The sequence below is a fragment of the Klebsiella sp. JN_Kp122 genome (assembly GCF_040062085.1).
GTDB lineage: Bacteria > Pseudomonadota > Gammaproteobacteria > Enterobacterales > Enterobacteriaceae > Klebsiella > Klebsiella aerogenes.
Genome location: NZ_JBEAHW010000020.1, coordinates 222528 through 244058 on the forward strand (window position 1 = coordinate 222528; position 21531 = coordinate 244058).

The 21531-nt window shown below is 56.5% G+C and carries 19 protein-coding genes; 10 read left to right on the plus strand and 9 right to left on the minus strand.

Annotated elements, in window-relative coordinates; translation table 11 throughout:
• The first annotated feature begins 181 nt into the window (after window positions 1-181).
• The 4 genes from ABLU78_RS09700 (at window position 182) to pheP (ending at window position 6678) form a co-directional block, all read left to right on the plus strand.
• Entirely contained in the window at window positions 182-1486 is a 1305-nt protein-coding gene (locus tag ABLU78_RS09700; protein WP_047042330.1) for an NAD(P)/FAD-dependent oxidoreductase, read from the plus strand.
• 368 nt (window positions 1487-1854) lie between these two features.
• Window positions 1855-2937 (plus strand): SMP-30/gluconolactonase/LRE family protein, encoded by a 1083-nt coding sequence (locus ABLU78_RS09705; RefSeq protein ID WP_032712803.1) that lies wholly within the window; start codon window positions 1855-1857, stop codon window positions 2935-2937.
• 59 nt (window positions 2938-2996) lie between these two features.
• Window positions 2997-5195 (plus strand): TonB-dependent siderophore receptor, encoded by a 2199-nt coding sequence (locus ABLU78_RS09710; RefSeq protein ID WP_348820472.1) that lies wholly within the window; start codon window positions 2997-2999, stop codon window positions 5193-5195.
• 106 nt (window positions 5196-5301) lie between these two features.
• A complete protein-coding gene (pheP, locus tag ABLU78_RS09715; protein ID WP_015367815.1) occupies window positions 5302-6678 on the plus strand; it encodes a phenylalanine transporter in 1377 nt (458 codons plus the stop codon).
• Window positions 6679-6714: 36 nt separating this feature from the next.
• Here pheP and ABLU78_RS09720 read toward each other — a convergent pair whose 3' ends face one another.
• The 3 genes from ABLU78_RS09720 to ABLU78_RS09730 form a co-directional block, all read right to left on the minus strand.
• Window positions 6715-7131: an Exc2 family lipoprotein gene (locus ABLU78_RS09720; protein ID WP_045381305.1), complete on the minus strand. Its 417-nt coding sequence runs from the start codon at window positions 7129-7131 to the stop codon at window positions 6715-6717.
• Window positions 7132-7262: 131 nt separating this feature from the next.
• Window positions 7263-8507: a mechanosensitive ion channel family protein gene (locus tag ABLU78_RS09725; RefSeq protein ID WP_015367814.1), complete on the minus strand. Its 1245-nt coding sequence runs from the start codon at window positions 8505-8507 to the stop codon at window positions 7263-7265.
• Window positions 8508-8584: 77 nt separating this feature from the next.
• A complete protein-coding gene (locus ABLU78_RS09730) occupies window positions 8585-10012 on the minus strand; it encodes an MFS transporter (protein ID WP_045361932.1) in 1428 nt (475 codons plus the stop codon).
• Between the two features lie 109 nt (window positions 10013-10121).
• On the opposite strand from ABLU78_RS09730, the gene ABLU78_RS09735 reads away from it, so the two are divergent.
• Entirely contained in the window at window positions 10122-10991 is an 870-nt protein-coding gene (locus ABLU78_RS09735; RefSeq protein ID WP_020079399.1) for a helix-turn-helix transcriptional regulator, read from the plus strand.
• Between the two features lie 24 nt (window positions 10992-11015).
• On the plus strand, window positions 11016-12053 hold the full coding sequence (locus ABLU78_RS09740; RefSeq protein WP_048228502.1) for a DUF2157 domain-containing protein: 1038 nt from the start codon (window positions 11016-11018) through the stop codon (window positions 12051-12053).
• A 142-nt stretch (window positions 12054-12195) separates the two neighbouring features.
• Here ABLU78_RS09740 and nfsB read toward each other — a convergent pair whose 3' ends face one another.
• From nfsB to ABLU78_RS09755, 3 genes are all read right to left on the minus strand, one after another.
• A complete protein-coding gene (nfsB, locus tag ABLU78_RS09745) occupies window positions 12196-12849 on the minus strand; it encodes an oxygen-insensitive NAD(P)H nitroreductase (protein ID WP_015367810.1) in 654 nt (217 codons plus the stop codon).
• Window positions 12850-12969: 120 nt separating this feature from the next.
• Complete coding sequence (locus tag ABLU78_RS09750) at window positions 12970-13338, minus strand: MmcQ/YjbR family DNA-binding protein (protein ID WP_015367809.1); 369 nt, start codon at window positions 13336-13338, stop codon at window positions 12970-12972.
• Entirely contained in the window at window positions 13338-13919 is a 582-nt protein-coding gene (locus tag ABLU78_RS09755; RefSeq protein ID WP_048228503.1) for a TetR/AcrR family transcriptional regulator, read from the minus strand. The genes ABLU78_RS09750 and ABLU78_RS09755 overlap by 1 nt, the downstream gene beginning before the upstream one ends.
• Before the next feature lie 188 nt (window positions 13920-14107).
• Between ABLU78_RS09755 and ABLU78_RS09760 the strand changes: the two genes are divergently transcribed.
• The gene (locus ABLU78_RS09760; protein ID WP_020079396.1) at window positions 14108-15208 is read left to right on the plus strand and encodes an MBL fold metallo-hydrolase; all 1101 of its coding nucleotides are present in this window, start codon (window positions 14108-14110) and stop codon (window positions 15206-15208) included.
• Between the two features lie 32 nt (window positions 15209-15240).
• A complete protein-coding gene (locus ABLU78_RS09765; RefSeq protein WP_015367806.1) occupies window positions 15241-15582 on the plus strand; it encodes a RamA family antibiotic efflux transcriptional regulator in 342 nt (113 codons plus the stop codon).
• A gap of 57 nt (window positions 15583-15639) precedes the next feature.
• Here the strand turns inward: ABLU78_RS09765 and ABLU78_RS09770 are convergent, their stop codons facing one another.
• Window positions 15640-15888 (minus strand): DUF1158 domain-containing protein, encoded by a 249-nt coding sequence (locus ABLU78_RS09770; protein ID WP_015704686.1) that lies wholly within the window; start codon window positions 15886-15888, stop codon window positions 15640-15642.
• A 501-nt stretch (window positions 15889-16389) separates the two neighbouring features.
• Here ABLU78_RS09770 and ABLU78_RS09775 point away from each other — a divergent pair.
• Window positions 16390-19113: a cation-transporting P-type ATPase gene (locus ABLU78_RS09775; protein WP_045388602.1), complete on the plus strand. Its 2724-nt coding sequence runs from the start codon at window positions 16390-16392 to the stop codon at window positions 19111-19113.
• A 44-nt stretch (window positions 19114-19157) separates the two neighbouring features.
• Here ABLU78_RS09775 and ABLU78_RS09780 read toward each other — a convergent pair whose 3' ends face one another.
• Window positions 19158-19886, minus strand: a complete 729-nt coding sequence (locus ABLU78_RS09780) for a phosphodiester glycosidase family protein (protein ID WP_045388605.1) — start codon at window positions 19884-19886, stop codon at window positions 19158-19160.
• A gap of 48 nt (window positions 19887-19934) precedes the next feature.
• Entirely contained in the window at window positions 19935-21050 is a 1116-nt protein-coding gene (locus ABLU78_RS09785) for a YbdK family carboxylate-amine ligase (protein ID WP_048228504.1), read from the minus strand.
• A 106-nt stretch (window positions 21051-21156) separates the two neighbouring features.
• Between ABLU78_RS09785 and ABLU78_RS09790 the strand changes: the two genes are divergently transcribed.
• On the plus strand, window positions 21157-21531 hold a 375-nt coding region (locus ABLU78_RS09790; RefSeq protein ID WP_348820478.1), incomplete at its 3' end, for a hypothetical protein.

Genomic DNA, 21531 nt, shown 5'->3' on the forward strand with positions numbered 1-21531 from the left:
CCCGGAAACTTGTACAATAATATCCCGATTAAAAATTGCCGCCAATTAAATTTGCGATTACCAATATGCACCGCGTCATCATCTAATGGATGTCTGGCATTTTATTGTTTGGATTATTGTTAACTAAAAATTATTTAGAGTGTTTTTAATTAACATTTAATTAATTATTTTGGAGGTCACATTGACTACGCCATTAAAAGAGATCGTTATTGTCGGCGGCGGCGCCGGTGGGCTGGAGCTAGCGACCCAACTGGGACGTAAATTAGGGCGCCGAGGGAAAGCGAATATCACTCTCGTAGACCGCAGCCAGAGCCATCTGTGGAAGCCGCTGCTGCACGAAGTCGCCACTGGTTCGCTGGATGAAGGCGTGGACGCGTTAAGCTTTCTTGCCCATGCCAGCAAACACCACTTTTCCTTCCAGCACGGTTCGGTAATGGATATCGATCGGCAGAATAAAACGATTACTATCGCCGCGCTGCGGGATGAACAAGGCGAGGTGTTGGTGCCGGAGCGTAAATTATGTTGGGACACTCTGGTAATGGCGCTGGGCAGTACTTCCAATGATTTCAATACGCCGGGTGTTAAAGAGCACTGTATTTTTCTCGACAGTTCTGAGCAGGCAAAAGTATTTCATCAGCAAATGCTGAACCAATTTCTGCGCTATTCTGCCGACCCTCAGACGTCAGGTAAGGTCAATATTGCCATTGTTGGCGGGGGCGCTACCGGGGTTGAATTATCTGCCGAATTACATAATGCGGTGAAAGAACTGCGTAGCTACGGTTATAAAGATCTGACCAACGAAGCGTTAAATGTCAGCCTGATAGAAGCCGGCGACGGTATTTTACCTGCGCTGCCAAAACGGATTTCCAGCGCTGTGCACGAAAAGCTGACCCAACTTGGCGTGAATGTGATGACCAATACCATGATCACCGGCGTTGAAGAAGGCGGCCTGCATACCAAAGATGGCCAGTTTATCGAGGCGAGTTTAATCGTCTGGGCTGCGGGGATAAAAGCGCCGGACTTCATGAAGGATATTGCCGGGCTGGAGACCAACCGTATTAATCAACTGGTGGTGACCCCGACGCTGCAAACCACGCGTGACGCTGATATTTTTGCTTTCGGCGACTGCGCGGCGTGCCCGCGTCCGGAAGGTGGATTTATCCCGCCGCGCGGCCAGGCGGCGCACCAAATGGCGCTCTTCACCGCCGACAACATTATCGCCCGGATGAAGGGGCATAAGTTGAAATCGTTCTCCTATCGCGATCGCGGTTCGCTGGTTTCGCTCTCCGGCTACACGACCTTTGGCAGCATCATGGGGCATCTACCGATCGGCCCGATGATGGTCGAAGGCCGTATTGCGCGGATGGTTTACGATTCGCTGTATCGGATGCACCAGGTGACGCTGCACGGTTATTTTAAAACCGGCCTGATGATGCTGTCCGGCGGGATTAACCGGATTATTCGCCCGCGCCTGAAATTGCATTAAGCGCGCTAAGCCGCCCTTCGCAAGAAGCGTGCGGCATAGCCTCCTGTCGCCCGGATAAGGCGTAGTGCGCCGCTATCCGGGTATGTATCGATCCCGAAGTTTCTTTCTTCCCCTATCAATCCGCTATTCCACGTTAAATAATCAGCAGATTATCTTTTTTGCCCGCCGGGGGTTGCCTGATACCTGATAATGCGTATAGTTCTCATTCTCTTTTTTGTTCGCAGGCTAAGCAGGGATCGATCTGCGCCAGTGAGTCGTTCACAAGGAACAGCAAAGGCGTAGGGTGACGCAAAGACAGCAGGCCGGAAACACACAATATCGGCCACTGTGCGACCACCGGGTCATTGATTTTTTATAGGGTTGTTCCAATGAAATACACTCTTCCGGCGTTGGCGCTGGCCATCAGCGCGACGTTAGGCGGCTGCGCGACTCACCATTCCGCTGCCGTTGCGCAACCGGTTGTTAACTCTCCTGCGGCTAACGTGGCGCAACCGCTGCAGCGCCAGCTAGCGGAAGGGTTGTACGAGATGGCGCTAAGCCCGCAGGGTGATGCGCTGTACGTCGCCAGCGCCGAAGGCTTTAAAGATGTGCAGGGCGGGGCGGTTTACAAGCTGGATCCGCAAACCCTTAATACCATCGGCCTGACGCATACCGATCTGAAAAACTTCGCTTTGCAGCTCTCTGCGGATGGTAAAACGCTATACGTCAGCAATTCGCTTGACGGCGGCATCAGCGCTATCGACACCGCCACCGGCAAGGTAAAAAACCGCCTGCTGTTCAGCGAGCGCAATGAAAAAGGGCTCCCCTATGGGGCGCGTCAGCTGCTGCTGTTAAATAATACCCTCTACGTTGGCGCGGTCGCCGACCCGGCGCAAATCTGGGTGGTTGACGCCACTACCATGAAGCTGAAAACGCGGATTAAAAACACCGGTAAATGGATGACCGGCCTGCACTATTCTGCACAAACCGGGCGCGTATACGCCGCCAACGGCAGCGGTGAAATTCTGGTGATCAACCCGCGTAACCAACGCATTGAACAGCGCTGGAAGCCGCTGGGCGACAAGCCGGCGCTGCTGCTTAATATGGCCGAAGATAGCGACACCGGTCGTCTGTTCGTGACCGATAACTCGAAAGCGAAAACCACCCTGGTGCTGGATATCCACAGTGGCAAACTGCTTAAACAGCTCGAGGTCGGCGATTCGCTGGCGGTGCAGTTCAATGGGAAACGCCACGAAATTTATATTTCACAGCGTGAATCCGGCAAGGTTATCAGCCTTGACGACAGCCGCTATACGCTGAAGAAAAGCTGGGCGCTGCCGGCCAATCCCAACAGCCTGCTGCTTTCCGCCGATGGTCAGACGCTGTTTGTCACCGTCAAACAGCCCTTCAATAAAGACCACTCCACTAAAGGCCCGGACAGCGTCGTACGCATCGACCTGAACGAGCAATAAAAATAACTGGCCCGGCGACGGGCCCTTTGATCCATTTATCCTCATCCATGGGGCAAATTATGCACACCACGCACTATTCATCCTTCCCGCTGCGTAAAACGCTGTTGGCCTTAGCCATCGGCGCCGCCAGTCAAACGGCGATGGCCGCGGACGCTACCGCCGCGAAGCAACCTGGCGAAGAGACCCTCATCGTCGAGGCTAACGAAACCAGCGATTTTAAATCCGGCGGCGACCTGGTGGTTCCGGCATTCCTCGACGGGCAGATCGCCCACGGCGGCCGTCTGGGGATGCTTGGCGAACAAAAGGCGATGGACGTCCCGTTTAACGTCATCGGCTATACCTCGAAGCTGATTCAGGATCAGCAGGCGAAAACCATCGCCGATGTCGTCAGTAACGACGCTGGCGTGCAGGCCGTACAGGGCTACGGCAACTTCGCCGAGTCCTATCGAATCCGCGGGTTTAAGCTCGATGGCGATGACATGACCATGGGCGGTCTGGCGGGCGTGGTGCCTCGTCAGGTGATGGACACTCAGATGCTGGAGCGCGTTGAAATTTTCAAAGGGGCTAACAGCCTGCTTAACGGCGCGGCCAGCAGCGGCGTCGGCGGGATGATTAACCTCGAGCCGAAACGGGCGGAAGATCTGCCGACCGCACGTGTTGGCGTCGACTATACCTCTGATTCTCAGGTGGGCGGCACCCTCGACCTGGGACGCCGTTTCGGCGACAACAACCAGTTCGGCGCCCGGGTCAACCTGGTGCATCGCGAGGGCGAAGGCGCTATCGATAACGATAAACGCCGTACTACGCTGGCTTCGCTGGGGCTTGATTACCGTGGCGATCGTTTCCGCTCCTCGCTCGATTTCGGCTATCAGAAGAAAACGTTCCACGGCGGTACGATGGGCGTCAATATCAGCGGCGTAGATTTCATCCCGGCGCTGCCGGACAACAGCAAAAACTACAGCCAGAAGTGGGGCTATAGCGATATTGAAAGCGAGTTCGGCATGGCGAAGGCGGAATATGACCTGAGCGATAGCTGGACGGTATACAGCGCCCTCGGCGGTCAGCATTCGCATGAAATCGGCACCTACAGCGCGCCGAAGCTGCTCAATAAAAACGGCGATGCAACGGTTGGCCGCCTTGATACTAACCGCATCATCGACGCGATCAGCGGCATGGGCGGGGTACGCGGCGATTTCAATACCGGCGCGATTTCGCATAAGGTGAATCTCGGCTATGCGGCGCAGGTGCATACCGATGCGACCGCCTGGCGGATGTCGGCGAAGAATCCGACCACCAATATCTATGACAACCACGATGTGGCAATGCCGGATAACGCCTATTTTGGCGGCAACTACCACGATCCGCTGGTCACCTCGCGCAGCCGTACGCAGGGCTGGCTGCTGAGCGACACTCTCGGCTTCTTTAACGATAAGGTGCTGTTTACCGCGGCTGCTCGTCATCAGAAAGTGGTCGTGCGCAACTACAGCAACGCCACCGGACTGGAAGATACCTCTTCGCGTTATACCCAAAGCCGCTGGATGCCGACGTTTGGCCTGGTGTACAAGCCGTGGGAGCAGCTGTCGCTGTATGCTAACCATACCGAAGCGCTGCAGCCGGGCTCTGTGGCGCCGACTACGGCGGCCAATGCCGGGCAGAGTACCGGGATCGCGCACTCGAAGCAGGACGAAGTGGGCGTCAAGATCGACTACGGAACGATCGGCGGATCGCTGGCGCTGTTTGAAATCAAAAAACCGAACGCCATTTCCGATACCGCTGGCAATTACGGCCTCGACGGCGAGCAGCGTAACCGCGGCGTAGAGATGAACGTCTTCGGCGAGCCGATGCTGGGGCTGCGTCTTAACGCCAGTACGGTGTGGCTGGATGCCAAACAGACTAAAACCGCTAAAGGCGCAACCGATGGTAAAGATGCCATCGGGGTGGCTAATTTCTACGCGGTGCTCGGCGCCGAGTATGATATTAAGCCGGTGGAAGGCCTGACCGCGACAGCGCGTGTCAATCATAGCGGCTCGCAGTATGCCGATGCGGCCAACACCAAGAAGCTGGATAGCTACACCACCCTGGATTTAGGCCTGCGCTATCGTATGCGCCTGAACGCCGACCAGAACGAAATGACCTGGCGCATCGGGGTGACCAACGTGACCAACGAGAAGTACTGGTCCGGCATTGACGATACCGGAACCTATCTGTTCGAAGGCGATCCGCGTACCGTTCGCGTCTCAATGAGCTACGACTTCTAACGCTAAAAAAGCGGGGCGGGCGGCTGATGCTTGCCCCGCGCAACTTGCGACAATCCCCCCTAAGTGATAAAAGGTGCCCCTTCACAAAAACACACAGGGGAACGACGTGAAAGACGCGTCAACGTCGTCGGATGCCGTAGAAGAGAGCGGCCCGACGCTTCATCGCGGTTTACAGAACCGACATATTCAACTTATCGCCCTTGGCGGCGCGATTGGGACCGGCCTGTTTCTTGGCATTGGTCCCGCGATTCAAATGGCTGGCCCGGCGGTGTTGCTGGGTTACGCCGTGGCCGGTATTGTCGCTTTTCTGATTATGCGCCAGCTTGGCGAGATGGTGGTGGAAGAGCCGGTATCCGGTTCTTTTGCCCACTTTGCCTATAAATACTGGGGCCCGTTCGCCGGTTTCCTGTCCGGCTGGAACTACTGGGTGATGTTCGTGCTGGTAGGAATGGCGGAACTGACTGCCGCCGGGATTTATATGCAGTACTGGCTCCCCGATGTTCCCACCTGGGTCTGGGCGGCGGCTTTCTTCATCATTATTAACGCCGTCAACCTGGTCAACGTACGCCTGTACGGCGAGGCGGAGTTCTGGTTCGCGCTGATAAAAGTGCTGGCGATTATCGGCATGATCGCCTTTGGCCTGTGGATGCTGTTTGGCGGCCACGGCGGCAGCAAAGCCGGTTTTGATAACCTGTGGAAGCATGGCGGTTTCCTCGCCACTGGCTGGCATGGCCTGGTGCTGTCGCTTGCGGTGATTATGTTTTCTTTCGGCGGGCTGGAGCTTATCGGCATCACCGCTGCGGAAGCGCAAAATCCGGAAAAGAGCATTCCGAAAGCGGTTAACCAGGTGGTTTACCGTATCCTGCTGTTTTATATCGGTTCGCTGGTGGTGCTGCTGGCGCTCTACCCGTGGGTGGAGATTAAATCCGACAGCAGCCCGTTTGTGATGATTTTCCATAATCTTGACAGCAACGTGGTGGCCTCCGCGCTGAACTTCGTCATTCTGGTGGCATCGCTGTCGGTCTATAACAGCGGCGTCTATTCCAACAGCCGGATGCTGTTCGGCCTGTCGGTACAGGGCAATGCGCCGAAGTTTCTCGCCCGCGTCAGCAAACGCGGCGTGCCGGTGAATTCGTTGCTGCTGTCAGGCGTCATTACCTCGCTGGTGGTGGTGCTCAACTATCTGCTGCCGCATGAAGCGCTGGGGCTGCTGATGGCGCTGGTGGTGGCGACGCTGCTGCTGAACTGGATCATGATCTGTATGGCGCACCTGAAGTTTCGCGCCGCGCAGCGTCGTAAAGGCCGCGAATCGAAGTTCAAAGCGTTACTGGCGCCAGCCAGCAACTACTTCTGTATCGCCTTTCTCGGTTTGATTCTGGTGCTGATGTGCACCATTGACGGGATGCGTCTATCGGCGATACTGCTGCCGGTGTGGATTATCTTCCTGTTTGCCGCTTTCAAACTGCTGCGCCGCCCGGCGTAAGGCTTATCGCCCCGCGGAATGGCGGGGCGACACAGCTTATTTTATCCCGTGGAAGCCGTCCAGATAGGCGCCAGCCAGCTCATTACCAAACAGACGAGCATCCTTCGCTTCCATCGTTTCGCTCCACCGATCGCTCGCATTACCGTTGAAGGAGTGTTGTGACTTCACCCCTTCCAGCGCCTGTTGCTTAATGGCGTCGGCAACCCGCTGCGCATCGCTTTCACTCACCCCTTTTTTCCGATCTTCTTGCCCGCGGGCATAGATATCGCGGAAGTTAGGCAGGTTCATCTGATAATTTTGCTGACGGTTAACGGTGAAATTACCGCCGACGAAATCTGAACGGTGAGACACGAAGCTATAAGCATGGCGTTCTGGCGAGGTCTTCGATGAGGTGCAACCGGAAAGGAGTGCTAAAGCGCAGCCAAGCGCGACAAACGTTGTGGTTAATTTCATTATGCAGAGCGTCCTTTGGCGATAATCCATGTTGGTGAAAAGATCATCTGCTTAAACTGTGTCGACGGCTAGCCCTGAGAAATGATAGTGGAGTGAGAGTACGCTGGCGCGCAATGCGCGCCAGCCGGGAATCAGGACGACAGCGCGCCCGACAGTGAACGAATGTCGTTGCCGGTTGGCGTCTGGTGAATACGCAGGCCGAATTCGTCAACCACCGCAAAGATATGGTCGAAGATGTCCGCCTGAATGCCTTCATACTCCGCCCACACCACGGTATTGGTGAAGCAGTAGATCTCAATCGGCAGGCCGTTAGCGTCCGGCGCCAGCTGGCGCACCATCATGGTCATATCCTTACGTAGCCGCGGATGGTTACGCAGATACTCCTGCAGATAGGCGCGGAAGGTGCCGATATTGGTCATTTTGCGCAGGTTAAGCACCGACGGTTCATTAGCGTGCTGTTGGTTCCACTCATTAATTTCCTGATGGCGCGAGTCCATATAGGGCTTCAGCAATTTGGCCTGAATCAGGCGCTGCTGCTCCTGCTCGTCAAGAAAATGGATGCTGGTGGTATCGATGTTCAGGCTGCGCTTAATACGACGACCGCCGGAGGCCGACATCCCGCTCCAGTTTTTAAACGAATCCGAGACCAGCGACCAGGTGGGGATCGTGGTGATAGTGTTATCCCAGTTGCGCACTTTTACCGTCGTCAGGCCGATATCAATAACCGCGCCATCGGCGCCGTATTTTGGCATCTCCAGCCAGTCGCCGAGTTTGAGCATGTCGTTGGCGGAAAGCTGGATCCCGGCCACCAGGCCAAGAATCGGGTCTTTAAACACTAACATCAGCACGGCGGCCATCGCGCCAAGACCGCTAATCAGAATCGCCGGCGATTGTCCAATCAGCAGCGATATGATCAGGATGCCGATAATAATCGCCGTGACCAGCTTAATCCCCTGGAAGATACCTTTAAGCGGCAGCTGCGAGGCGGTGGGGAATTTTTGCGCCAGGTTGAAAATCACGTCCAGCAGCGAGAAGAAAGAGAGCATGGCGTAAACCATGACCCACAATTGCGCGCAGGTAGATAAGATTTCCGCTGCTTCGCTGCCTTTCTGCAGCCAGAGCACGGCCTGAACGTTGACGATAATCCCCTGCAGGGTGAACGCCAGGCGGTGGAAGAGTTTATTTTGCGTAATGATCTGCAGCCATAAATGGCTGCTGGCCTGCGCCCGCTTTTCAAAGGTGCGTAGAACCACTTTGTGCAGAATGAGATGAACGACAATCGCCGTCAGAAAAATAATGCCAAAAGTAATGATGAGCGAGGTGGTAGGGGTGATTTTGATGCCTAATGCGGCGATTTGCGATATTAATTCCTGCATAACGTCTCCTGTACATCCAGCGGTTATGATGACCGCTGGATGACTATTATGCAAATCAGAGGTTACACAGTTGTGAATCAGGACGCCGTCGCCGCCGGCTGCAGGTTCAGGTGATGGCGCAGCCAAAGGGCAATAGCGCCCAGCAGCAGCATCATTGCCACCTCGACCAGCAGGAAGACGATCAGCGCCTGCGTATAGTCACCGCCGCCGCGCTGGGCCAGGGTTAAGAACAGTGAACCGAGAATGGCCGGCCCCAGCCCCAGCGTCGCCTGCTGCAAGGTGCTGAGGATGGCGCTGCCGGCTCCGGCGTCGCAGGCGCGGATGTCCCGCATCCCGATACGATAGAAACTGTTGACGATTAACGCCTGACCATAGCCGATCAGCGCGGTGGCGGGCACCAGCGCCAGCGTCGTGGTCCGCAGGCCAAGTTGATAAAAGGTGACGCTTAGCAGCAGCAGGCCGCTAATCTGCACCGCCAGGCCAATCAGCAAAATCCGTCCCATGCTGTAGCGGGCGATAAGCTTTGGCGCGTACAGCGCGGAGATAAAATAGGCCACCCCGAGAGCGATAAAACTGTTGCCGGACTGCCACGGCGCCATCCCCAGCCCGGCCTGCATGGTCAGCGCCATACAAAACATAAAGCCGGACCAGGCGCTGAAAAACAGCAGTGCGATAGCCATACCAAAACGGATGCTGGTGAGTTTCAACAGCCGTGGCGGCAGCAGCGGTTGCTCGCCGCGCTGCTGCTTACGCAGCGCGCTCAGGCGCATCCAGGCGAGCAGGGGGAATACGGCCAGCAAAAGCAGCTGTAGCTCCCATGGCCAGTGCAGTTCCGGCCCCAGCGCCATCGGAAACAGCAGGCAGCAAAGGATTAACGCCAGGCTGAAAGTTCCCTGCCAGTCGATGCTGGAATGGCTTTCGCGGCGGGTTTCCGGCACATAGCGGCGGCTAAAGGCCAACACCAGCAGGCAGATAGGCACGTTGATAAAGAAGGCGTTGCGCCAGCCGAGCCCGGCGATATCGGCGGAGACCAGCCAGCCGCCGCCCATCTGGCCGACGATAAACGCGATGCCGCCGATGCCGCCGTACAGGCTGATCGCCCGGGCGTGAGCGGTGCCTTTCAGGGTGACGTGCAGGGTGGCGAGGATTTGCGGCACGATCAGCGCCGCGCCGGCGCCCTGCAGCGTTCGTGCGGCGAGTAGGGCGTTAATGGAGTTAGCCATCCCGCATAGCAGCGAGGCGATGCCGAATACCGCCACCCCCCACAGAAACAGGCGGCGGCGTCCATAGTTATCGCCCAGTTTGCTGCCCATCGCCAGGCAGACGGCAAAGGCCACGCCGTACAGCGCGACGATAAGCTCCAGTTGAGTGGCGCTGGCGTCGAGGGAGTGGGTGATCGAGTCCAGCGCCACGTTGGTTATCGAGGTATCAATTAACGGCAGCATCTGGCCGGTCAGTAACAGCAGTAAGCCGGCGCGGCCGGGTGAAACAGCAGACGAATTCATCGGATCTCTCCATTGCGTCATTCAGCGGATGGCCGTAGCATCTCCGATTAATTAAACGGGTACCAGTTCCTGTCTATACTGGTATTGGTACTACCATGCTGGAGGAACAATGACGCTAATGCTGCAACGTGAGGCGCTGAATCTCGCGCCCGATGATAGCCGTAAACAGCTGGGAGCATTTCTGCGCGCCCGCCGCGAAAGCCTTGACCCGCAGCGTCTCGGCCTGCCGCGCGTCGGGCGGCGGCGGACGCCGGGGCTGCGCCGGGAAGAGGTGGCGATGCTGGCGGACGTCGGCGTGACCTGGTACACCTGGCTTGAGCAGGGGCGGGAAGTGAATCCGTCGGCGGCGGTATTAAGCGGCGTGGCCAGCGCGCTGCAGTGCAGCCCGCTGGAAACCCGCCATCTGTTCGTACTGGCCGGCTTAACGCCGCCGGAGAATACGCAGGCCACGGTTTGCGAGGGGATCAGTCCCGGAACCCGACGCATGCTTGATAGCCTGATGCCGCAGCCCGCCAGCATTCAGAAACCGAACTTTGATATCGTCGCCTGGAATGACAGTTTTTGCCGCCTGATGGGCGTTGATTTCGCGACGATTGCCGAAGAAGACCGCAATTGCATCTATCTCTATCTCACCTGCGAAGCCTGGCGTAGCCGCATTGAAAATCGCGATGTGTTGCCGACTTTTGTTTCCTATTTTCGCGCGGCGATGGCTGAGCATCGCGGTTCGCCAGAGTGGGAAGATAAGCTGGCGCGCTTTTTCGCCGCTTCAGCGGAGTTCGAAGCGCTATGGCACCAGCGCTATGAGGTGCGCGGCGTCGAAAACCAGGTGAAAAATTTTAACCATCCGCAGCTCGGGCGCTTTAGCCTGCAGCAAATGTACTGGTATTCCGCGCCGCGCAACGGTTCGCGTCTGCTGGTCTATTTACCGCTGGATGAAACCGGAGAACAGGCGCTGGCCTGGTTGGATCAACAGGGCTAAGCCCGCAATGGACAAGGAACGCTTATGAACGTCACCCGCAAGCAGCAGCGGATTCTTCAACGCGCTATTGAGCAATGGCAGCAGGAGGGGGTCCTGAACAGCAGTGATGGCCAACGGCTGTCAGCGTCGCTATCTGTCCGTACTTTCGACTGGCAGCGCCTGAGCCGCTATGCCTTCTGGACCGCGATAGCCTGCGTCTTGATTGCGCTGGGGAGTCTGTTCGCCGACGCTGAATTGATTGCGGCGATTATCAATCTGTTCAGCGATTCCGCTGTCGCGCGGATTATTCTGCCGACGCTGCTGGCCATCGCATTTTACTATTGGGGGTTCCGCCGCCAGCGGCGCGAATCCCAGTGGCACTACAGCACCGAGGCGATTTTGTTCCTCGGCGTCGTCTGTACCGCCATTGCCTTGTGGCAGCTAGGCGATCGGCTGGACGACGGCAGCGGCCATGTGGCGCCGCTAATCCTGCTCGGCTGCGCCATTTACGGCCTGATAGGGTTTTTCGCCCGCTCCGGGCTGGTGTGGCTGTTCTTCCTGCTGGCGTTAGGTAACTGGTTTGGCGCGGAAACCGGCTATGTATCAGGTTGGGGCGCCTACTGGCTGGGGATGAGCTTCCCGATTCGTTTCGTGCTGTTTGGCGGCGTGCTGCTGGCGCTGTGCTACTTGATGCAAAATGTATTACGCCAGCGGCAGTTGTTTACCGTTAGTAAGGCGATGGGGCTAACCTGGCTGTTTGTCGCGCTGTGGATCCTGTCGATTTTCGGCAACTACGATTCCGAAAGCTGGTATGAGGTGAGCCAGGCGCAGCTGCTGCCGTGGGGGCTGCTGTTTGCGCTGGCGGCGGCGATCTGTATTTATATCAGCCTGAAAACCGACGATGGCATGCTGCGTGGATTTGGCCTGACGTTTCTTGCCATCAACCTCTACACCCGCTTCTTCGAATTCTTCTGGTATAGCCTGCACAAGGTGGTGTTCTTCCTGATCCTGGCGGTATCGCTGGCGATGATTGGCCGCTACGCCGAGCGGATCTGGCACGCCGGCGAGGGGGAGAAAAAGTAACGGTTTTTCCCTGCTAAGCGTAAGCGATCGCCGCAGCCCTCCCCGGATGGCGGCGCGTTGCGCCTTATCCGGGCTACGATCCGGCACTCAGTTGGTAGCCCCGGTAAGCGTTAGCGCCACCGGGGAGGGATGCGCGCGGAGATTAGATCTCGGTGATGGTGGTGGACTGCGGCAGGCGGGATTTCGGCAGCGCGGCGTTGAAGTCTTCCACGCTGTGATGACCGACCGGCACCACGACCACGCTGGTATAACCTTGCGCTTTCAGGCCAAACTCTTCGTCGAGGATGGCGAAATCGACGCCTTCGATCGGCACCGCATCCAGACCCATTGCCGCCACGCCGAGCAGGAAGTTGCCCACGTTAAGATAAACCTGTTTCGCCATCCACTGATCGTCATCTTTCAGCTCTTTGCGGTGCATATCGGCAAAGAAGGTGCGGCCTTTGTGGTTACCGGCTTTGGCTTCCGGAGTGGCAAAACGGCCATCGGCATCTTCCTGATCAACGACTTTTTCCAGCCACGCATCGTCCATTGCGGTTTTCGCACAGAACACGACAACGTGGGAAGCGTCGAGGATTTTACGTTCGTTGAACACATAGGTGCCGCTGGCTGCTTTCGCGACGCGGGCTTTCCCTTCATCGCTGCTGGCGACGATAAAGTGCCACGGCTGAGAGTTGGTGCTCGACGGGCTATATTGCAGCAGCGTTTTCAGGTTTTCCGCCTGTTCAGCCGTCAGTTTTTTCGCCGGATCGAAAGCCTTAGTGGAGTAACGTTTTAAGGCAACTGAGATAATATCCATGACTCTTCCTCACAATTTTCAGCCCCTTACGGGCACATTTCGTGGGAGGAAGAGTACAGCGATGCGCGGGAAATGATAAGAGTGAAAAATGCGATAACACTTATCGCATTTATTTGAAAATCAGCCGGGACGCAGCCGACGCTGGTCTTTTTTCGCCAGCTTATCCACCACCAGATTCCACGAGTCGTCAATAAGCTCGGCAAGTAAATCCTCGCTGATATCCTCGCCCGGGACCACGGTGATCCAGTGCTTTTTGTTCATGTGATAGCCCGGTTCGATGCTGCGGTAAATTTGCTGATTGAGCAGCGATTTTTGCGGATCGGCCTTCAGGTTGACTATGGCACGCCCGCGAAGGGTCATGGTCAACATGAAAATACGCCCACCGACTTTAAACACGTCATACTCCGGGCCAAACGGCCAGCAGTGTTCGGTAAAAGGGTAGGTCAGCGCGATACGCTGCGCGTGATGGTGTAGCGCTTCGTTATCCATTACGACTCACTCTCATGCAGCGCATTCCACATCGCCTCAAAACCGAGAGCAATGATCTCGCGAGCGCGCTGCGGATCGTGGCTGGCGAACTCGATGGTGGTTTCGGCCAGCGACAGGAACAGGGCATCGCCGAAAGCGCGATAGGCGTCGCTAAGGAAAACCGCTTTCACCGACAGTTGGCACATTTCGTTAAGCTCGGGAAAACTCTCTTTGACCTGGATGCGCGTTTCATCGGTGATGCGTTCGCTCAGCGCCATACGGCGAATGGCGCGGTATTCCATAGGGTTACGCATTCCCCAGTCGATATAGCTGTTCCAGATGTTCCGCGCGTTTTCTTTCGGGCGTTTTTCGTCAGGATTGAGCCCGTCGATCATCGTCTGTACTAAGCGCATCTTAATGGCGAGGTATAACTCGTTGAGCAACTCATCTTTAGTGGCGAAATAGCGAAACAGCGTTCCCTCGGCAACCCCCGCGCTGCGGGCTATCGCCGATGTTGAAGCGGCAATGCCGGACTGGGCGAAAGCGGCCGTGGCGGCTTCCAGTAACGCTTGTTTTTTATCTTCACTCTTAGGACGAGCCACTACATTTTACCTCGCTGAAAGTTAAACCTCGATCTAATCACGGCGGACCGCACAACTGCAACGGCAGATGTCAAAAATTGAAAATAGTCTTGACGATTTTCTACTCCTTCCTAATAATGAGTGCTTACTCACTCATAATCAAGTTATATCATAAAGTCTCCTGGATGGGGCTTTCGTCTGGTCAGGATATGAACCGTGTCACCTTTAGCGTGGTCGCCATTATGTTATTAGCAGCAGCAACGACATTGCCGTTTGTTCTTAATGCCGGTTTTGGCAAAGCGCCGCAGGGTGCGCAGCTCAGTCTTGTCGAACAGTCGCCGAACTACCGTGACGGCCAGTTCCATAACCAATTGCCGACGCCGGGATTCACCGGCCAGAAAAACATGCTAGCCGCGTGGTGGGATTTTCTGGTCACGAAGCGAGAAAACGCGCGCCCCCAGCAGCCGTTGCCGCTGGTGAATACCGATCTTGCCGGTTTGCCGTCTGGCGAAGACGTCATGGTCTGGCTCGGTCACTCATCGTGGTATCTGCAGCTGGCGGGTAAACGTATCCTGATCGACCCGGTATTTAGCGATTACGCCGCGCCGTTCTCCTTCATCAATAAGGCCTTCCCCGGCGACTACCCGTGGAACGCGCAGCGGATGCCGGAGATCGATCTGCTGATTATCTCCCACGATCACTACGACCATCTCGACTACGCCACCATTAAGGCGCTGATGCCGAAAGTTAAACGCGTGGTGACGCCGCTCGGCGTCGGCTCGCATCTGCGCTACTGGGGAATGGATGCGGCGATTATTGATGAAGTGGACTGGAACCAGACGATAAAAATCAGCGATGAACTCACCGTACACGCGCTGCCGGCTCGCCATTTCTCCGGCCGCGGGCTGAAACGCAACCAGACCTTGTGGGCCAGCTTCCTGTTCGTCACCCCGCAGGAAAAGATTTATTACAGCGGCGATAGCGGCTATGGCCCGCATTTTAAGGCCATTGGCGAACAGTTTGGCCCTATCGACCTGGCAATCATGGAAAACGGTCAATATGACCAGGACTGGAAGTACATCCACATGATGCCGGAAGAAACGGCGCAGGCCGCCGATGATTTACGCGCCCGGTCGGTATTACCGGGGCATGCCGGACGCTTTGTGCTGGCAAAACACAGCTGGGACGATCCGTACCAGCGGCTGGCGGCAGCCAGCGAAGGACGTGAGTGGCGTTTAGTCACGCCAATGCTGGGCGAACCGGTGTGGGTCGCTGATAAGACACAATCATTTAACGCCTGGTGGCGCTAACCGCCAGAGTGGTTCAGAAGGAGAGAAGAGATATGAATATATCCGCTCAGGTGATTGACACTATCGTGGAATGGATTGATGACAATCTGCATCAACCGCTGCGTATTGATGATATTGCGCGCCATGCCGGGTATTCGAAATGGCATCTGCAACGGCTGTTTTTACAGTACAAAGGGGAAAGTCTCGGGCGCTACATTCGCGAGCGTAAACTGCTGCTGGCGGCGCGCGACCTGCGAGATACCGACCAGCGGGTTTATGATATCTGCCTGAAATACGGCTTTGATTCGCAGCAGACTTTCACCCGTATCTTTACCCGTACCTTCAATCAGCCGCCGGGCGCGTATCGCAAAGAGAACCACAGCCGCGCGCACTGAGCGCCGGCCGCATACCAGTCCGCCTCTATCGGCGGGCTTTTTTTGCTCTCTTGCGGCTTAATCTGCCAGCGAGAACCAGCGGCGCCATACCCAGCGCAATACCAGATACTCAACGACTCCCAGCGCTAAGAACCACAGGCAGAAGATCAGGGTATAGAGCTGGTTGAGATCCATCAGGTGGAAGGATGTGACCAATTTTTGCGCCAGCGTCAGGCCGAGCGAGGGCGCCGGCAGCAATAAGCATGAGATCAGGGCTAACAGCAAAATGCCGGCGGCGGATAACAGCGTTTCCAGCGGGTGTTTCATTATAATGTTAATCGTCAGTTAAAAAACATATTGTCTGGTAAAAAATCCGTTAACGCAATATGCTTTATCCGCTTATTAATTTACGTCATTCATATTATTTCTAATACTATTAATTAAACCCCCTCTGTTAATTTATTGAGTAATATTTGTGATTAAGTTAATTGCACCGCGAGGTAAATTAACGTCATTTATTAACTCAGCATTTTTACAAAAGTATAAGTACTATATCCCACTATTGTGGCGATAATAATTGCCAGTGCGACATACAGCGCCAGTCGGCGTCCACGGTAGATTCCAAACATGTTTCACCTCGTTTATAAATGGTTTAGAAATACCCTGTAATATTTGTTTTTCAGAACCAACTTACCATGTATTTTTTAATTTGCGAGTAAATAAATATTCTGGATGGATAATTTGATCTTGCTCGCAAAACGCATTAATTCATTGGCCAGAAATGATTTCAGGCTTTCCGAATGACGGAATTTAAAAGGAAACTTAATTTTGACCCGGATGATTAACCCCCACAACATCACGCCTTCGGGCGACAGCGCGCCACAGCAGGCTTATCAGCAAACAGTCGAAGCGGTACTGGCGCAAAAAAAGAGCCATGCCGACGGTCTCAGCACCGCTGAAGCCGTCGGGCGCCTGAAATCATACGGCCCTAACGCGCTGCCGGAAAAGAAAGGCAAACCGGCCTGGCTGCGTTTTCTTGCCCACTTCAACGATGTCCTGATTTACGTCCTGCTGGCCGCTGCCGCGCTCACCGCGGTGATGGGCCACTGGGTCGATACCCTGGTTATTCTCGGCGTTACCGTCATTAATGCGTTGATCGGTCATATTCAGGAGAGCAATGCCGAAAAATCGCTGCAGGGGATCCGCAACATGCTCTCCAGCGACGCCCGCGTCCAGCGCAACGGCAAGCATGAAACCATCCCCACCCGTGACCTGGTGCCGGGCGATATTGTTATTTTGCGCGCTGGCGATCGCGTCCCGGCGGATATGCGCCTGATTGAAAGCCACAATCTACGGGTCGAAGAGGCGATTCTCACCGGCGAATCAACGGTGGTGGATAAAACCACTGTGGCGTTGCAGGGCGAGCTACCGCTGGGTGACCGCACCAATATGGTCTTCTCCGGCACCACTATCAGCGCCGGCAGCGGCGTCGGTGTGGTCACCGCTACCGGTCAAGAGACCGAGCTAGGCCACATCAATCAGATGATGGCGGCTATTGAAAAGCACCGTACTCCGCTGCTGGTGCAGATGGATAAACTGGGGAAAGCGATTTTTGTCATCATCCTCGCAATGATGGTGGCGCTGTTCTTCTTCAGCCTCGCGCTGCGCGATATCCCGCTGGGTGAGCTGCTGCTGTCGCTGATTAGCCTCGCGGTGGCGGCGGTGCCGGAAGGCCTGCCGGCGATTATCTCGATTATCCTGTCGCTCGGTGTACAGGCGATGGCGCGCAAGCGGGCAATTATCCGCAAGCTGCCGACGGTTGAAACGCTTGGCGCGATGACCGTGGTGTGTTCGGACAAGACCGGCACCCTGACCATGAACGAAATGACGGTGAAAGCAGTCATCACCGCCGACTGCTGCTACCGCGTTGAAGGCGACAGCTATGAGCCGCAAGGGCGCATTTTCCAGGAGGGCAGCGACGAGCCGGTGGTGGTGCAGCCGGGCAGCGTTTTGGAAACCTACCTCCGTACCATCGATCTGTGCAACGACAGTCAGATCGTTCAGGACGAGCGCGGCCTGTGGGGGATCACCGGCGGCCCGACCGAAGGGGCGCTGAAGGTGCTGGCGGCGAAAGCCCAGTTAGCGCCGGTCGCCACCCAGCTGGTGGCGAAAATACCCTTCGACTCGCAGTACAAATATATGGCCACCCATCAGCAGATCGGCGATGAGGAGCGGGTGCTGATTACCGGCGCGCCGGATGTCATCTTTGCCCTGTGCGGCCAGCAGATGAGCAAGCAGGGGCCAAGGCCGTTTGACCGTCAGTACTGGGAAGACGAAATGGCGCGCTTTGCCCGCCAGGGGTTACGGATGGTTGCCGCCGCCTGCAAACCGGCAGCCGTCGGCAGCGCCACATTGACCCACGATGATCTGAAGGAAGGTCTGGTGTTCCTCGGCATCGCCGGAATGATGGATCCGCCGCGTCCGGAGGCGATTGACGCGATCCACGCCTGCCAGACCGCCGGGATCCGCGTGAAGATGATCACCGGCGACCACCCGCAGACGGCGATGAGCATCGGTCAGATGCTGGGGATCGCCAACAGCCGCCAGGCGATGACCGGCTATCAACTTGAGCATATGGATGATGCCGAGCTGGCGAAGGCGGCAGTGGAGTTTGATATTTTCGCCCGTACCAGTCCGGAGCATAAACTGCGTCTGGTCAAGGCGCTGCAGGATAGCGGCGAAGTGGTCGGGATGACCGGTGACGGCGTTAACGACGCCCCGGCGCTGCGTCAGGCCGACGTGGGCATCGCCATGGGCATTAAAGGAACCGAGGTGACCAAAGAGGCCGCCGATATGGTGCTTACCGACGACAACTTCGCCACCATCGCCAGCTCGGTGAAGGAGGGACGCCGCGTCTACGACAATCTGAAAAAGACTATCCTGTTCATCATGCCGACCAACCTCGCGCAGGGACTGTTGATCATCATTGCGCTGCTGGCGGGCAATATTATTCCGCTGACGCCGGTGCTGATTTTGTGGATGAACATGGCGACCTCGGCCACGCTCTCCTTCGGCCTGGCCTTTGAAGCCGCCGAGCGCAACGTGATGAACCGTCCGCCGCGTAAGAGCGGCCAGCACGTGATGGATGGGTTCGCCGTCTGGCGCGTCGCTTTTGTCGGTTCGATGATTGCCGTCGCCGCTTTTGTTCTCGAAGCCTGGCTGGCGCCGCGCGGCCACAGCGCTGAGTTCATCCGCACCGTACTACTGCAGATGCTGGTGACCGCCCAGTGGGTCTATATGATCAACTGCCGCAGCAGCGACAGCTTCTCCCTGAACAAAGGGTTGCTGCGCAACAAAGGTATCTGGCTGGTGACCGGCGTCTTGTTGCTGATGCAGCTGGTCATCATCTATGTACCGCTGATGCAGAACATGTTCGGCACCGAAGCACTACCGCTGCGCTACTGGTTCGTGACCCTGGCGATTGGCGTGGCCATGTTCCTGGTGGTCGAAGTCGAGAAGCGGCTAACCCGCCGTTGGCGTAAACCCGCCTGATACCGAATGGCGCCCCTTCAGGATAGAGCGGGCGCCATTTTTATTTAGCCAGGTTTTTGGGTTTCCACCGCGATCATGGTGACGAACGGATGGTATTGCCACGGTATGCTGCCGCCCTTTTGATACATTTTTGAGATAGTGCCGTCGAGGTAGAGCATCTGGCGCACGTGGAGTTTGGACTGTGCGTAACAGGCGAAATCGTAGAAATTGGTTTCGCGCTCGCTAAGCATAAATACCACCCGTCCCTGCTTATCAATGCCGACGCCGTTGCGCAGTTTGCGCGAGCTGGCGGAGGGCTTCAGCCGCCAGTTGATGGCGCCGTTTTCAATCAGCATTGGCCCGGACTGCACGGCGTAGGTTATCTCAGGCGATGGCTTAAATTTATTGATAGGCGTTATTCCCGCCCGCTGGCCCTTCAGCCAGAATACGCCGCCGGGGCGAATGAAAAAGTTGCCGCCGCCGGAGGCGCGGTTGAGGGGCTTTATCTGCTCGCCATTTTCGATATACAAGCCCAGCGGTTCGTAGGCCTTATCGTATATCCCGCCGTTCATCGCCATCTGGACGCTGCCGTCTTTATCGATATCGGACAGCAGCGAGCGCAACGATCCCCAGGCTTTACCATTTTGCTTTTGCCAGTACATCACGATGCGCTCTTGCTGCGGATTAACCGTATAGCTTTGCAAGGTCAGCGTTGGGTCGGTGAGCGTACAGGCAGCATGGGTAAAGGCGGTGAAGGGAAGAAGCGCAAGAGGGAGCAGGCGGCGTAATAACATGAACAATCCTTTTGAATATCCTGCGCCGAGTATACCCGTTTCGCTTCCTTATGCCGCCCAAATCTCGCAATGCTTTTGTACCAGGCCGATCAGCGAACCGCCGTTGGCTATGAATTCGCGCATCTGCTGCGCTTCGCTGATGGTGGACCTGGCCTGGCGCACAACCGATTCCAGCGCCGCGCTGGCGTGCACCTTATGGGCAAAGGGCGCCAGTCTGTCGGATAACTGTAGAATGTTCGCGCGGATGCTTTGTTGTTCTCCGGACCAGACATCGGTTATCACCCCGTCGAGGCCGTAACGACAGGCCTGATAGCGGTTGAAAGGGTAGAGGAGGTAATCCTCCGGCTGATGTTTAAACGGCCGTTCGCTTAACAGCCAACAGGCCAGCGTCTGGATAAATCCGGCGATATTCACCGCCTGGCCTATCGTCAGCGGCGTATCCATCACCCGCACCTCGACGGTACCGAAAACCGGGCTCGGGCGAATATCCCAGTGCAGATCCTTCATGCTGTCGATCATGCTGGTGTAGCTCAGGCGGCGGAATAAACGCTGAAAGGCCTGCCAGTTCTCTACCCACGGCATCGGCCCGTTATCGGGATAGGAAGAGAAACGATTCAGACGCGAACAGGCAAAGCGGCTGTCGGTGCTGTCGAACCACGGCGAGGCGGCGTTGAGGGCGATAAAGTGCGGTACAAAGCGTGACAGCCCGTGCAATAAATAGATGGCGTCGTCGCCGTTCTGACAGCCGACGTGGACATGTTGGCCAAACACCGTCGCCTGCTTTGCCAGATAGCCGAAGTGCTCGACGGTTTTCACATAGCGCGGGTTATCGCTGATTTGTTGACGCTGCCAGGCGTGGAAAGGATGCGAACCGCCGCCGCAGATTTGCAGGTGGTGATGGAGAGCGGCGCGCTGTACCGCCTGATGGATGGCGCCTAGCTGTGTGGTGGCGTGGCTGATATCGCGACAGATGCCGGTGGCTATCTCCAGCATGCTTTCGGTGATGTCGTGTTTGGCCTCTCCCGCCGTCAGTTCGCGTTGGATATCGGCAATCAGCGTGGAGGCATCCTGGCTGAGGTCGTATCCCGGCGGGTTGACGACCTGTAACTCCAGCTCAATACCAAGCGTAAAAGGCGCTGAAACGTGAAAATCGGGTAGCGTCATCGTCTTTCTCCTGTCCCCGCTTAAACTGCAAGTATAGGAGAAGCGCAGTGAGTGCGGACGGGATGAGAAAACCCCGGTGGTGCTGCCGCTTACCGGGGCTACAGAGTTGTGCTATTTGGTAGCCCGGATTAGCGTAGCGCAATCCGGGAAGGCGGGGGGTGTATCGCTGACACCGGTGCTGGCGGCTTCAAAATCCCCGGTGGCGCTGTCGCTTACCGGGGCTACAGCGCTGTGCGATTTGGTAGCCCGGATGAGCGCAGCGCAATCCGGGAAGGCGGGTGGCGTATCGCTGACACCGGTGCAGGTGGCTTCAAAATCCCCGGTGGCGCTGTCGCTTACCGGGGCTACAGAGTTGTGCTATTTGGTAGCCCGGATGAGCGTAGCGCAATCCGGGAGGCCGGGTGGTGTATCGCTGACACCGGTGCTGGTGGCTTCAAAATCCCCGGTGGCGCTGTCGCTTACCGGGGCTACAGAGTTGTGC

What these genes read in the sequence shown, in the direction of transcription:
- ABLU78_RS09705 (WP_032712803.1), top strand. Translation starts at nt 1,855, where the DNA reads ATGAAATACACTCTTCCGGCGTTGGCGCTGGCCATCAGCGCGACGTTA.
- ABLU78_RS09710 (WP_348820472.1), top strand. Translation starts at nt 2,997, where the DNA reads ATGCACACCACGCACTATTCATCCTTCCCGCTGCGTAAAACGCTGTTG.
- ABLU78_RS09720 (WP_045381305.1), bottom strand. Translation starts at nt 7,131, where the DNA reads ATGAAATTAACCACAACGTTTGTCGCGCTTGGCTGCGCTTTAGCACTC.
- ABLU78_RS09725 (WP_015367814.1), bottom strand. Translation starts at nt 8,507, where the DNA reads ATGCAGGAATTAATATCGCAAATCGCCGCATTAGGCATCAAAATCACC.
- ABLU78_RS09730 (WP_045361932.1), bottom strand. Translation starts at nt 10,012, where the DNA reads ATGAATTCGTCTGCTGTTTCACCCGGCCGCGCCGGCTTACTGCTGTTA.
- ABLU78_RS09735 (WP_020079399.1), top strand. Translation starts at nt 10,122, where the DNA reads ATGACGCTAATGCTGCAACGTGAGGCGCTGAATCTCGCGCCCGATGAT.
- ABLU78_RS09740 (WP_048228502.1), top strand. Translation starts at nt 11,016, where the DNA reads ATGAACGTCACCCGCAAGCAGCAGCGGATTCTTCAACGCGCTATTGAG.
- nfsB (WP_015367810.1), bottom strand. Translation starts at nt 12,849, where the DNA reads ATGGATATTATCTCAGTTGCCTTAAAACGTTACTCCACTAAGGCTTTC.
- ABLU78_RS09750 (WP_015367809.1), bottom strand. Translation starts at nt 13,338, where the DNA reads ATGGATAACGAAGCGCTACACCATCACGCGCAGCGTATCGCGCTGACC.
- ABLU78_RS09760 (WP_020079396.1), top strand. Translation starts at nt 14,108, where the DNA reads ATGAACCGTGTCACCTTTAGCGTGGTCGCCATTATGTTATTAGCAGCA.
- ABLU78_RS09765 (WP_015367806.1), top strand. Translation starts at nt 15,241, where the DNA reads ATGAATATATCCGCTCAGGTGATTGACACTATCGTGGAATGGATTGAT.
- ABLU78_RS09770 (WP_015704686.1), bottom strand. Translation starts at nt 15,888, where the DNA reads ATGAAACACCCGCTGGAAACGCTGTTATCCGCCGCCGGCATTTTGCTG.
- ABLU78_RS09780 (WP_045388605.1), bottom strand. Translation starts at nt 19,886, where the DNA reads ATGTTATTACGCCGCCTGCTCCCTCTTGCGCTTCTTCCCTTCACCGCC.
- ABLU78_RS09785 (WP_048228504.1), bottom strand. Translation starts at nt 21,050, where the DNA reads ATGACGCTACCCGATTTTCACGTTTCAGCGCCTTTTACGCTTGGTATT.